Below are 13,373 nucleotides of genomic sequence, written 5' to 3'. Positions count from 1 at the left end.
ATGGATCTCACCAGTCTCGCTCTAAACCTTCTTGGAGCCTTCCTACCTATAACCGCGATAGCAGCATTCGCAACACCCCTTGTAGGGAAACTTGGTAGAAGGATCGCGTGGTATATCGCACTAGCTGTAGGGGTATTAGTAGCTTTAACAACCACTCTAGTCTACGTAGCATACCTCGAAAACAGATCACCCCTAGTATATGCTTTTGGTGGTTGGCCGCCGCCAATCGGGATAATTTATGAAGTAGACGGCTTTAATGGGCTACTAGCCTTACTAATAGGCTGGCTCGTCCTAGCAATAGTAATCTACTCCGGGTGGTATGAGAGGGAAATGGATGAACCAGTATGGTATTACACGCTACTAGAAGGGCTTGTAATAGGGATGCTAGGATGCCTCTACACGGGAGATGCTTTCAACCTTTTCGTAATGCTAGAAGTTCTCAGCATATCTGCCTACGGGCTGGTAGCATACCATAAGAACAGGGCTGAGGCTGTTGAAGCCGCTAGCAAGTACTCGCTTATTGGCGCGGTAGCTACAAACATGTATTTCATAGCCTTGATCATAATTTACGGGAACTATTCTACTCTCAATATGGCGGATCTCGCGCTAGTAGGTAGATTCTATATATCATCCCCTCTACCCGCTCTATTAGCAGTATCGCTATCCCTATGGGTCTTCACCTATAAAGCAGCAGTATTCCCTAACCACTTCTGGCTTCCAGACGCCCACCCCGAAGCGCCTACACCTGTCTCAGCAGCTTTATCAGGCCTGGTTGTGAACATTGGAGTCTACGCGATAATGAGATTTATGTACACGATCTTCGGTTATAATAACGTTCTAGGACCGTATAGGAGCATAGTATTTATCGCCTTACTCATCCTAGGATGTGTCAGCGCTCTACTAGGCTCTTTAATGATGGTCGTGCAGAACGATTTGAAGAGGCTGCTAGCCTATAGTACTATAAGTCATATAGGGCTAGTAGTAATGTCTGGTTCACTAGGCTTCTATATTTCGCAGCAGGTTCTAGCGGTAGCATTAGCCGCGATGGCCGCCCACATAGTATCGCATAGTATAAGCAAGGCTAATCTATTCATGGCTAGCGGCATCTTCATCCACGAAGCAGGGTCTAGGAGCCTAGACGATTTGAAAGGCGTTGGGAGAACGCGTCCTCTAACCTCTATTGCGACCGCGCTATCTCTTCTTAACCTAGCTGGTTTCATACCGTTCATAGGATTCTTCTCGAAGCTAATGATGTACCAGGCTTTTATGGAAGCAGGATTGCCGATCCTAGGGTTCATAGTAATACTTGCCTCAGCTATTAGCCTACTCGGATATATCAAAATACTGTATTCAATAGTATTCTCGGTAGGGAAAAGGGTTAAGCAGAAGGTTGTTGTAGAACCGGTTGAATACATGCTTTTCGCGATCGCGGTAGGGCTCCTCGTGCTAGGCGTGTTGTTTGGATTAGACCCCGGGCTATTCAGCCCGGCTTCAAATAGCCTGCTTAAAGAAGGGGTAGACAATTATATCGCTGCCTATCTAAACGCGAGGAAAGCCCTGGGTGGGATATATGGATAGGCTAATGTATCTTGGAATTAGTGAAGCAGCTATCTACTCAGCACTGGCTATGATACTAGTTTTCACAGTCTTCTACCTCCTATACTTAGCGGTGAGAAATAAGAGTGTAAGGTATACAGAGATGTATTTATCTGCCGAGGGGGAAGACGTCGTATCCAACCCGACTCCAAGCGTTGGCGGGCTATACTGGGGTTTCGTGAAAAGCTACGCACGCAGATTGTATAAGATACTAGCCGAGAGGGTTCAGACAGGTAGCTTAGTAGACTGGTTTTACTTCATCTCATCCTGGCTAGGCCTGCTCATCATATTATCCGTGGTACTGGGGATCATATACGTGTTCGTAAGGTGGTAGGATGGACTATCTACGTCTCTTGCTAGCAGTACTCGTCTTCCCGGGCTTACTATTCACCTTGACAGCTTCACTAATATTAGAATACCTTCTGAGAAAGACTGTAGCTAGGATGCAGAAGAGGATGGGGCCGAAGTATACAGGGCCTTTTGGGGTATTCCAGGCTTTCGCAGACTTCTTTAAGCTCATCAGGGAGAAAGAGATCGTAGCAAACAAGTATTCAATGCCCAGGCTAGCGGAAGCCCTTCTAATCCTTGGGATTTCATCGCTTGTAACAGCACTACTATTCCTACCCCTCAGCCCATACCCGCTGGTATCTTCTTTCGACTTCTTCATCTACATATACCTATGCTGCCTCGTAGCCCCTCTAATGCTGATACTAGCTAGCCTATCAATGCCAGGGCCCTACACTAGTATCGGCGTCTCTAGGATACTAACCTTTATAACGATCTGCGAGCCATCATACTTTATAGCCTTGCTTATACCTGTCGTCCTACTATCTAATCTCAGGCCAGAGTACAGTATCTACGAGGTTTCATCGAATTCGTGGAGCCTATGGCTAAACCCGTTGACTATACCATTGATGGCTCTATCCCTACTAGCAGCTGTTTCATCCACCCAGGCTAAGGCTATGCTCAACCCGTTTAATATCCCGGAGGCGGAGCAGGAGATTATAGCAGGTTTCGAAACAGAGTTCTCAGGCCCAATACTAGGCCTGGCTAGACTATACCATGACGCTGACTACGTTGTCTCATTACTATCCATAACATACATTGTACTAGGCGGACCATATCCTTTCAGACACCTATCGCTTCAGGGAGTAGTAGTATTACTGGTAAAGTTTACGCTAGTATTCCTGATATCAAGTATTATTAGAGCTTCTACTAGCAGAGTTAGAGTGGAGCAGGCTCTCGACCTACTCTTCAAATACTCTCTAACACCCTCGCTTGCAGGCATAATCCTAGCGTCACTATACGTTTTTCATTAAATACCTGGAGTAGGATATTGATCAGTAGCATTAAGGGGTTCAGGATGAGCAGGTGGATAATTCTCCCAATACTGTTAATACTAGGGCTGGTTCTGACAACAACCGTCTACCCTTCAACCCAGATCTCGTTTCATATAATCATTTACGGTGACCCGAGATGCCCTCACTGCCGCGCCACGTACGATTACTTATCATCACTCTATGGGAGTAGCAATGTATTATTCTGCGATATAGTCTCTAACAATACTTGCCGTATATGCTACGAGAGTATTGTAAGAGACTTTTTCGGGGGCTACGAGGCTGTCCCAGTTACATTATTTTACTACAATGGGACGATAACAGGTATTGTAATGGGCGAGATCTCTAATAGCACGTTAAGCAGTCCAAGCCTGCTCAGTAACTTCATGTATTACAATAGGGCTGGCATTGTAAAAGGCTATGTAGCCGTTAATGGTGGACTAGTCGAAGTCAGTAATGTAACAGCTGTATCCCAGCAAGCCCTTTTAGAGAAATACGATGTCTACTTCTACACGCCTAGCCCTTCGAGTGTCTCACAGGGGACGGTTAATACCGTAAATATTATCAGCATAATACCGTCTCTAATAATATTGAGCCTACTCGACTCAGTAAACCCTTGTGAGCTAGCTATCTTCTTCAGTTTCACAGTAGCAGCTCTAGGAGGGCGTAGGAGATCCTATGGCCCCCCTCTAGTATTTATCATACTAGTCTACTTAGGATACATGCTGCTTGGTCTCGGCTTGTACCAGTTCGCTAGGCTGGTAAACCCGATCCCGTTGGCGATAATAGCGTTGGTGATCGGCGTATACAATACTATTAGGCCGGAGGAGGTATCGGGTGAGAGATTACTCAAGTGCTCGTGGTGTGAGAGAGTAGGGATAAGATTCCAGAGCGGCGTATCATATATTACTGCTATAGTCCTAGCACTCATATCTGTTACAATACTCCTCCCGTGTACAGCAGGGCCTTACGCTGCTTTCATAGTACTACTGAGAAATATGAGTTTAATACAAGCAGTAGCCCTACTCATTGCTTACAACGCTATATTTATCACGCCGTTCGTAATAATCCTGCTGATAGCTAGAGAGGTATCTAAGCAGAAGAAGCTGGCTAGGTGGATTTCGAAGAATTCTAGCATGCTGAATTTCTTAACAGGCCTCGCACTAATCTTTATATCAATATACGTTATATTCACTACGGTCTAGCTTTGTATTAGGAGACAATAGAACCTCTACCACAGTTATTATTATAGACGCCGGATTACAGCACCTTTATTATCAGGGCCTGTTATACAAACCCTGTAGTCACCACTTCTCTTCACTAATTCAGCGATTTCCTCAGCCCTATTCTCGTTTTCCGCGAAAATATATATTAGAGGACCCCACGAGCTCTGACCGTATCCTTCAATACCCGCTTCTTCAAGGAACTCGACTATCCTCTGAGACGCTGGGTGATACAGCCCGCCTTGTTCTTCGGCGAAGAAGCCACCAACTATTTCCTGTAACCGGGTTAGCGAACTCGCAAATTCGAGGGGGTTCTTCTCGATGATAGCTGGGATAAGCCTGTAGAATAATGTATAAGCCGCTTCATAGACTTTTACCTCAGGATAGGCTTTCCGGACTCCTAGGGCGCGTTCTTCTTCTAAACCGCTGAATCCAACGCCTCTTGGCAGTACCAGGACGAATCTCCAGTCCGCTGGGAAATCCAGCCTAACTAGTAGAGGAGCTATTCCCTCATCCCTTCTTTTCCCAGCATCAGCGATAAATCCTCCGTTCCTAAACGCGTAGACCCCTATGCTAGAAATCCTACCTCTACCAAGCCTCCAGGCAAGATCTAGTACATCGTATTCTAGACCATAAAGCTCCATCGCTCCTGCGGCGATTGCTAACATTAGCTGAGTCGTAGTGCCGAACCCGGTGTGCCTAGGCGGGATGCTTGAAATATCGGCTTTAACACCTCTCACACCCTTCTCTCGAAGGACTCTGACCAAGCTCGCCTTCTCTCCTTCTTCTAACACTTCTGGCAGGTAGAAACCATCCGACTCCGAAACTCTTACCACCACCCTGGGGTAGGAGATGGCTAGGCCGGCGCTACCGTAGAATCTATACCCTACTACTCTATGGGGGTTTACAATACCGAAGTGCAACCTGCTCGGTGCTGATACTTCTACAGTATTACTCATTGAAACACCCTTTTCTCGAGCAGTTCAAGCATCATCTTATAGAAGGGGTTATCTCCAACCCTTGCTAAAACCCTGGCTGTGTAGTTGAACATCTCGAGGAATTCAGATACTAGCCCGGGTTCTTTGTTCTTTAACGCTAGTATTTTAGTTGCATAGACAGCTGATTCTACGAGCATTGCATCCGCCCTTGAAAAAGGCGTGATAAAACCACCTAATCCAACGCATACAGGTTCTAGACTTATGATCCTCAGAGACTCTTTATCCGCAACATTAGTGACAACCGCTTCGATATATGCCTCGGTATCTCTTAGCCTAGGGAACCCGGTGCACTCGGATTTCACAAACTCTGGCTTCCATCCAATGTAATCTTTAAAAGATGATGCTATGAAGTAGAAAGGGTCTCGGACAATATTCAAGACTACAACCCCTACCCTATCAATGTATCTGAAAAGCCTTGTCTCAGGATATAATTTGGCATAGAGTTTGAAACCGTCTGGCCTAAAACCGAGAGGCGTATAATATACGTAATTGTCTACTAAGGTAGTAGCAATCGATTCGTAAACAATATTGTTGCGGACTCTGATCATCTAGAGCCCCCGGTTGGATAATTGGAATTTTCCGATCCCGCCTTATCCTAGAGAATAATTAAGGTATATTATTAAACTGTCAACCAATTATTGAATACGGGCTGTTGACACGGTATAGGTCATGGTTTGGCATAGTCTAGCGAGGGATGTAGTACATAGTATTATGGTTTTCCTATCAAAGGCTGGTCTATACGGTGTATTCATAGTATCGCTAGCATCTAATGCGATACCGTTTGTCGCGATCCCTTACTTAGTTTTCGTCATACTTTATACTGCTAACATCCACGATGCTAGATTACTGTTTCTAACAGCCCTAGCTAGCGGTGTCGGAGCCGGGGTCGGCAAGCTAGTTGTCTACTTCGTAGGCAGGGGTGTGGCAAGCCTAAGGCCTACGTCCACAACTTTCAGGAACTGGCAGTACCTTGGCTCAAGGCATAGACTAGCGGGTTTCATAGCAATATTCCTCATCGCCGTAACCCCTGCTCCGGACGATATAGTCCTGATCCCGATGGGTATAGCATCCTATAATATCATCCTCTACTCGATAGCTGTTTTCACGGGCAAGATCATTCATTCTTTGCTCGCAGTAATATACGGTAAAACCGTTTTATTAATACTCGAAGAGAGACTCGGCTTAGAGCTCTGGGAATCGTCTCTCATACTGCTGATCCTAACTATTATAATAGTCTACTTGATAGGGCAGGTCGACTGGGCTAGAGTAGCCGAAGCCTATGGTGAAGAAGGGTTTAAGCGGTCTATGAAAATAGTACTATCCTCCCTCGTAGAAGCCGTTGTGAAACCTTTCAGAGCTGTATGCCGTTGGCTGAAAAAGCTTATGTAAAGCATTTAACACATGATATTATTGGGATGAAGACGAACCCGGGATTGAAGCTCTACGCAATGACATAGTATTTAAAAGCGGGCTCTGACCGCTTGTCTAGGGCCGGATAGAATCCGGCTTACCACCTGCTCTTAAGGATAAGGATGGGGAGGAATCCTAGGAACAGTATTATGCAGGACATTGGGACTAGCCCTACTAGCTGGAATACTAGGCCTGATGTCAGCGTCCCTATGAAACTAGCGAATTCTGCTGTCAGACTATACCATCCTATATTACTACCCCCTGTTGTCTCCAGGTAGTGTGCGTAAAGCGTTGTATCGATAATCAGGTTGGTGACATATATTGTGGCGAGCATTAACGATGCGTAAAGCGGGTCAGGGGCCTCTATCATAATCGCGACTACTCCGAGTACACGTAGGATTATCGAGACCAGGTACATTCCTTTGCTAACAACATTACGCGGTATAAGGAAAAGCAGTATAAAGCTTATTATTTTGCTAACCCCATAGATGAATAGTACATCACGTATGTGTAGACCTTTCAATATTATGAATATATATGGCAACGGCGTGAACAAATACTCGTTGCCTACTCTAAACGAGGCTAGTGAGGCGAGGATGAGGGATAAGCCTAGACCACTCACAATATATTTATCCGCAATACTGTTCAGATATGATTTCTCAACATAGTCTATACTCGTTAATGCTACGAAACCATGGATTCTTGTAAGCCCCCGCTTCATATAGTTCTCGATCCTAGAAATTATCCTCTCAAACCTGTATTTCGGCTGCGGGATAGCTGCTAGAAGCATGCCCAGCGAGGCTATCGCTGTGACACTGAAGAAGGTATAGTATTCAGGGAGCAGGATAAGGGGCCAGGTTTTCGATAATATAATAAGAAGTACCCCGTCGAATAATATACTCGTCTGAGATAGCCTTCTGTTAACACTAGGCCACTTATCGCTTGGAAAACTCTCTAGCACAGCAGTCTGGCAACTTGTCTTAGCGTAAGCATAGGATATGGCGTGGAGGCCGTATGCTAAGTAGATTAGGCCAGGAACCTTTAACTCGATAGATTCATATAAGAAGGCTACTAGAACAATTAGAAAAACAAGGCTCATAACGACCGGTTTCTTTGTTACTCCCGCGTTCGAGAAGGCATTAGCGTGTCTCAGAGAGGGTATTATCAGGATAGTCCATACAGCGTTCAAAACACCTAGCTCAACAATACCGAAGCCTAGAATCCTTACTGCTACAAGGTTGATCAATAGGTCTAGTACGCCGAATAAGCCTAGTACTAGCCCGCCTACGAATAGCCACATAAGCACCAACCTCATAAATACTCGTGTAGAGTGATTGGTTTTAAACAGGGCCAGCCTTTTATGTAGCGGGAAAATTCTTTGTCTCTACTTTACACGAGTTCTATTATCTTGTAGTCCCCTAATTGGTCCCAGTAGTATATCTTCAACCCTTCAACTCCTTCTACCCTTAGGCCGTAGCCTTCGGTTATTTCCCCTACTACTTCGAACGGTATATTATAGGATTCTAAATCCTCTATAACATTCTTCATATAACTCTTACCTACCACCAATACCCCACCATACTCTTCGCCGCCGTTTAGTGAAAGCTCATAGACGCAGTCTAGTCTACTACCGCAGTACTCTAAGACCTCATTGTATATTTGGGGAGGCCTGGTGATCCTAATGCCTACGTTGCTGAGCCTGGATATTTCGAGCAGGGTATAGCCTAGTCCATCGCTTACGTCCATACTAGCATGTATAAACTTGTAGTTGGCAGATACTACTATTGCTAGCCTCCTCTCTGTCACAGGCCTCCGAGTATATTTGATAACCCAGTCTTGGCTTGAGGCAGCTTCAAAACCTTTTACTACAACAAAGCCCATGGCCCCATACCTGCCTGTTACGATAACGGCGTCTCCGGGCCTAGCTTTTTTTCTCGAAGGAGGTTTCTTAGCCGTTGTGAAACCTATCAGAGTAACAGATACCCAGGGGTCGTCTGAGCTATTTGTGTCTCCCCCAACCCATTTAACCCCGTAGTATGAGAATGCTCCGGCAAGGCCTTTAACAATCTCTTCTGCCTGCGTATTCTCCATAGCCTTACTCAAGCCTATGGATACTAGCGCGTAAGCAGGCAGGGAGCCTTTAACAACATGGTCGCTTACAGCGCCTGAAACAATAGACCATGCAGCGTCTTCTAGACTCCTCCATGGTAGTCTAACGTTTTTAATTGATGAAGCATCAACCGATGCTATAATCCTCGGGGCGAAGGGGATGAAATCAAAAGCGTCATCTGGGAATTCGAGTACCGAGAACGGGTTTCCTTTAGCCAGATACTTGGCTACTACCTGGTCTATGAATTCCCTCTCCGTATATCCTAGCCTAGCCATTAAGCCACCACTCCTTTAAAATGAGGGTGCTAGATTTTATTATTCGGCACAGTACTCAACGTGGTTTAAATGAGCGAATACGAGTACACTATTGAGAAAGCTGGGCTCCACGCATTCGTTTACGCCGCATCCACGATCATATATCTCATCGTTCAAGTTGTGACGCTAATGGTTATTGCGAGAACGCTAGGTCCAGCTAACTACGGTTTATATGGGCTGGCCTTAATCCCCCTGGCTGTCTTATCTCTCTTCACGGATTTCGGCATAGATACTACAGTGTTAAGGTATTCATCTCTATATGCGAGTAGGAGAGAGTACTGCAAGATATCGTATATTGTGAAAAGAGCCCTCCTAGCTAAGCTAGTACTCTCGTCAGCTGTCTCGATCCCACTAGTCTTCGCAGGGGAACTGCTCGGGGTGGTCTTCAGTAACAGGGAGGGGATAGGCTACTATGTCGCCCTAACATCTCTGGTCCTAGTACCCCAGGTTCTAGTGAATAGTATATCATCTCTCCTAATAGGGCTTGGTAGAGCTAGGGAGAGGACTATACTATACCTTGTACAGCCTCTTGCAAGGCTCTTCTTGATTATAGCGTTATTCGAGCTATTCAAACCTAGCGTGGAAAATGCGATCCTAGCTACGGCAGTGTCGTATTTTACAAGCCTGGGTATAGGGCTTCTAGCAGCCTGGGGATGGATTGCTGATAGAGGGTGCTGGGCTGAAGTAGATGAGATGCTGGCGTACGCGTTAGCAATATATACTAGCGGTTTAGCAGGCGCGATCGTCTCAAGGCTCCAGAGCTATCTACTTGGCCTGACTACAGCTCGAATAGGAGATTACGGGAATACCCTGGTAGGATTCTTCAACGCAGCATTCAATTTCCTAGGGGCTGTGACAGCAGTATACGGCGCGATCGCTACCCCGCTAGTACCCCTCTTCGTTCACTACTATGCGGGGAACAGTGAGAGGTTGAGGGATATCGCTACCACTGTAATGTACGCGCTAACTGTTATAACACTCCCTATCTCTATATTCTCTATCCTATTCTCGCCTGAAATAATTAGAACAGTATACGGCGCTAGCTATATTCAATCAAGCCTCTACTATTCTATACTATCTCTAACACTGGTATTCTGGCCTATTACCACCCTAGCTTCTTCGATAATACAATCCCTTGGACTGAGGAAAGCCATGGTATACTCTAATATAATACTATTGGTGGCAGGCGTAATACTATACCCGGTCCTCAGTTTAAGCCTGGGGATAGTGGGGTTATCTCTAGCATACGTGCTGACTAGCATCCCGGTCGTAGTCTACCAGTTCCACGTCCTCTCGAGCCAGGGTTTGAAAATAGGTTTTGCAAACTACGGTAAGATCGTGGTGGCATCTCTAGTAGCCAATATAATTGCCCAATACGCGAGCTCTGTTTTCGCTATGAGCATAATCAAGCTACTTATAGGAGGGCTAGTAATGCTAATAGCCTATAGTGTTCTAACAGCATTATTTAAAGCTATAGGGGATGCAGAGCTCGCATTCCTCCAGAGGGTTACTAGGAATATTCCTCTAGCGGGGTATATAATTGAATTGTATATTACATTATATACAAAGATATCGAGGAGACTATCGCGGGAAACAGCCTAGACCGTATTTTGTGATACGGGGTCTCAGCATATGCCGGGGGGTAAGGAGCTAACCGACCTGATCAGTTATGAGAATGCTGTTAGCAAGCTAGCAGAGGTTTTGAAGGGTATCAGGCTCGGTGTAGAAATTGTAGGCTTGCTCGAAGCCTACGGTAGGATCCTAGCCTCCGACCTATACGCTCTAGTAGACTATCCTGGCTTCGATAGGAGTGCTGTAGACGGCTATGCTGTTAGAAGCATTGATACTTACGGGGCAAGCATGTTCAATCCGGCTAGGCTTGCTATTGTGGGAGAAGGCTCTCTCAATCCTGGTAGTGCTAGAAGGGTTAGCACCGGCGAGCCAATCCCGGAAGGGGCGGACGCCGTTGTCATGAAGGAGGATGTTGTAGAGAGAGGGGGTTTCATAGAGGTTTTCAAACCCGTTGCCGAAGGGTCTAATATTTCGAGGAAAGCCGAGGATTTCAGAGTAGGAGAGAGGATTCTCTCGAAAGGCACGTTGATAGATAGCAGGACTATCCCGATCATAGCGGCTAGCGGGCATTACCGTATAGAGGTCTACGAGAGGATTAGGATTGGAGTCGTATCGATCGGGAGCGAGATTGTAGAACCGTACTGGGGCACCGGGGTATCCGGCCACGCCTCCTTGTTTAATTCGACAGCATACGTAGTACTATCCTATCTGAAGCGTTTCAGCTTCGTTGAAGCATCATACTACGGGATCGTGCCAGATAGGCTGGGTGCTATCGAAGACGTTGTTCTCAGGGCTCTCGAATTAAACGATATGGTTATTACTACGGGGGGTACAGGCCCCGGATCGAGCGATCTAGTCTACGATTTCGTCGAGAGGAATGGCAGATGGGTTTTCAGAGGGGTAGCGATCAGGCCTGGTAGGCCTACAAGCCTCTCTATCGTAGGAGGCAAGCCCGTACTTCACTTAAGCGGGTTCCCGGTTGCAGCATGGGTTGGTATAGAAGGATTGTTAAGGAGGGCTCTCGCCAAGGCTCTCGGAGTAAACGGGTTGGATCCTGTAGTAGTTTACGCTAGATTGAAGAAGAGGCTTCCCAACCAGGCTGGATACACATCTTTCATTAGAACCATGCTCGCCAGGGACGGTACTATGCTGACTGTTGAACCATACATGCTTAGAGGCAGCGGCCTGGTGAAAAGCCTTGCGTTAACAAACTCCTATATAATACTCGACGAGAGATCGGAAGGATTCGAAGAAGGGGATATTGTAGAAGTATTCCTAGATAGCTAGCCGAGGCCCGCTCCAGACCGCTACCTGCTTAATAGAGGTTGAACCATATCTTTAAATAAGGTAGGGTAGTAATGCAGGAGCAGCAGGGGTCCGCTAGAATTCTAGAGGTTAGGAAGCCTAGCAGGCTTATGAGTGGGGTTACAATAGTCGCTGTCATGACCCATCCGTTACCCTGCCCCGGTAGCTGTATATACTGTCCGGGCGGGCCTTCTTTCAACGCTCCCAAGAGCTATTTCGGTAACGAGCCCGCTCTCAGGAGGGCTAGGAGGAATAACTTCCACCCCTACAAGCAGGTTCATGAAAGGATAAAACAGTATCTCGCGCTAGGTCATAGGCCTAGCAAGATAGAAGTTATAGTAATGGGAGGGACATTCCTCGCCGCGCCTGATGCTTACAAAAAGTGGTTTATCGGGATGATTTACGAGGCCCTTAACAGGTTCCCGCTAGAAGACCCTCCTAGAAGGGTTAACCTAGAAGAGGCTATCTTGAAGAACGAGAACGCCGACCTCAGGGCTGTCGGTTTGACTATCGAGACAAGGCCTGACTGGGGTAGGGAGAAGCATGCGGACGAAATGCTGTATTACGGCGCGACCAGGGTCGAGCTAGGGGTGCAGAGCATTTACGACGATGTGTTGGTTAAAGTTAGGAGAGGCCATAGCGTCAGGGACTCTATAGAGTCAACTAGGATACTCAGAGACGCTGGCTTCAAAATAGTATACCATATTATGCTAAACCTCCCTGGAAGCGACCCGGACAGGGATATCGAGATAGTTAGAGAGATCTTCGAGAACCCTGATTACAGGCCAGATATGCTCAAAATCTATCCCACCGAGGTAGTAGAGGGAACCGAATTATACAATATGTGGAAGAAGGGGGAGTACAAGCCTCTAACAGATGAGGAAGCCATAGAACTAATTAGCGAAATGTACAGGTATATCCCTAAATATGTTAGGGTAATGAGGATTAGGAGGGATATACCCGCGGACGAAGTCGCAGCCGGTACGAAGCTGGCTAATCTCAGGGAGCTTGTAGAGGATAGAGCTATTGAGAAAGGGATTCCTATAAGAGAGATAAGATTTAGAGAAGTAGGCTTCCAATGGTATAAATTCGGTAAGGTTCCCAGGCCCGAGTATACTAGGATAACTAGGCTGACATACGAGGCAGGTGGTGGTGTAGAAGAATTCCTAGCGGTAGAAGACGTATCACAGGATATTCTAATAGGGTTGCTCAGGCTCAGGATACCTAGTGGAAAAGCCCATAGATGGGAGGTTGATTCGAAGACCGCTATTATTAGAGAACTCCATGTCTACGGCCCGGAGACACCAGTAGGCGGCCGGGGCTTGTGGTGGCAGCATAGAGGATGGGGTAGGGCTCTACTAGAAGAAGCCGAGAGGATTGCTAGAGAAAAATACGGCTGTAGGAAGATACTAGTGCTAAGCGGTGTAGGTGCGAGAGAGTATTACAGGAGGCTAGGCTACTACAGGCCTCCGGACAGCCCGTATATGTGGAAGTACCTGGGCTAACCC

Annotated in this window: 12 protein-coding genes; 8 read left to right on the top strand and 4 right to left on the bottom strand. The window is 46.4% G+C overall.

Annotated features, from left to right (window positions below):
- From ACSU1N_RS00360 to ACSU1N_RS00345, 4 genes are read left to right on the top strand one after another with little or no spacing between them, the layout of a single operon-like run.
- Entirely contained in the window at positions 1-1,578 is a 1,578-nt protein-coding gene (locus ACSU1N_RS00360) for a proton-conducting transporter transmembrane domain-containing protein (protein ID WP_440059647.1), read from the top strand.
- Positions 1,571-1,930, top strand: coding sequence for a sodium:proton antiporter (locus ACSU1N_RS00355; RefSeq protein ID WP_440059646.1), 360 nt, complete (start codon positions 1,571-1,573; stop codon positions 1,928-1,930). The genes ACSU1N_RS00360 and ACSU1N_RS00355 overlap by 8 nt, the downstream gene beginning before the upstream one ends.
- A gap of 1 nt (position 1,931) precedes the next feature.
- Positions 1,932-2,915 (top strand): complex I subunit 1 family protein, encoded by a 984-nt coding sequence (locus tag ACSU1N_RS00350; protein ID WP_440059645.1) that lies wholly within the window; start codon positions 1,932-1,934, stop codon positions 2,913-2,915.
- 44 nt (positions 2,916-2,959) lie between these two features.
- Positions 2,960-4,138, top strand: coding sequence for a hypothetical protein (locus ACSU1N_RS00345; protein WP_440059644.1), 1,179 nt, complete (start codon positions 2,960-2,962; stop codon positions 4,136-4,138).
- 41 nt (positions 4,139-4,179) lie between these two features.
- Here the strand turns inward: ACSU1N_RS00345 and ACSU1N_RS00340 are convergent, their stop codons facing one another.
- Both ACSU1N_RS00340 and ACSU1N_RS00335 read right to left on the bottom strand, forming a co-directional pair.
- The gene (locus ACSU1N_RS00340) at positions 4,180-5,115 is read right to left on the bottom strand and encodes a beta-ribofuranosylaminobenzene 5'-phosphate synthase family protein (RefSeq protein WP_440059643.1); all 936 of its coding nucleotides are present in this window, start codon (positions 5,113-5,115) and stop codon (positions 4,180-4,182) included.
- Entirely contained in the window at positions 5,112-5,702 is a 591-nt protein-coding gene (locus ACSU1N_RS00335; RefSeq protein WP_440059642.1) for a DUF447 domain-containing protein, read from the bottom strand. Before ACSU1N_RS00335 ends, ACSU1N_RS00340 begins: the two co-directional genes overlap by 4 nt.
- Positions 5,703-5,823: 121 nt before the next feature.
- Between ACSU1N_RS00335 and ACSU1N_RS00330 the strand changes: the two genes are divergently transcribed.
- Positions 5,824-6,543: a VTT domain-containing protein gene (locus tag ACSU1N_RS00330; protein WP_440059641.1), complete on the top strand. Its 720-nt coding sequence runs from the start codon at positions 5,824-5,826 to the stop codon at positions 6,541-6,543.
- Positions 6,544-6,661: 118 nt separating this feature from the next.
- Here the strand turns inward: ACSU1N_RS00330 and ACSU1N_RS00325 are convergent, their stop codons facing one another.
- Complete coding sequence (locus ACSU1N_RS00325) at positions 6,662-7,879, bottom strand: hypothetical protein (RefSeq protein ID WP_440059640.1); 1,218 nt, start codon at positions 7,877-7,879, stop codon at positions 6,662-6,664.
- Between the two features lie 74 nt (positions 7,880-7,953).
- On the bottom strand, positions 7,954-8,949 hold the full coding sequence (locus tag ACSU1N_RS00320; RefSeq protein WP_440059639.1) for a thiamine-phosphate kinase: 996 nt from the start codon (positions 8,947-8,949) through the stop codon (positions 7,954-7,956).
- A gap of 69 nt (positions 8,950-9,018) precedes the next feature.
- On the opposite strand from ACSU1N_RS00320, the gene ACSU1N_RS00315 reads away from it, so the two are divergent.
- The 3 genes from ACSU1N_RS00315 to ACSU1N_RS00305 all read left to right on the top strand — a co-directional run bounded on the left by ACSU1N_RS00315 (position 9,019) and on the right by ACSU1N_RS00305 (position 13,370).
- On the top strand, positions 9,019-10,590 hold the full coding sequence (locus ACSU1N_RS00315) for an oligosaccharide flippase family protein (protein ID WP_440059638.1): 1,572 nt from the start codon (positions 9,019-9,021) through the stop codon (positions 10,588-10,590).
- A gap of 30 nt (positions 10,591-10,620) precedes the next feature.
- Entirely contained in the window at positions 10,621-11,847 is a 1,227-nt protein-coding gene (locus ACSU1N_RS00310) for a molybdopterin molybdotransferase MoeA (protein WP_440059637.1), read from the top strand.
- Positions 11,848-11,918: 71 nt separating this feature from the next.
- Positions 11,919-13,370 carry an elongator complex protein 3 gene (locus tag ACSU1N_RS00305; protein ID WP_440059636.1) on the top strand — a complete coding sequence of 484 codons (1,452 nt, stop codon included), beginning with the start codon at positions 11,919-11,921 and terminating at the stop codon, positions 13,368-13,370.
- Positions 13,371-13,373: the final 3 nt, after the last annotated feature.

It is taken from the genome of Thermogladius sp. 4427co, from assembly GCF_051933805.1.
Taxonomy (GTDB): domain Archaea; phylum Thermoproteota; class Thermoprotei_A; order Sulfolobales; family Desulfurococcaceae; genus Thermogladius.
The sequence above is the reverse complement of the archived record's forward strand: the minus strand, read 5'-3'. Positions and strand labels throughout refer to the sequence as shown.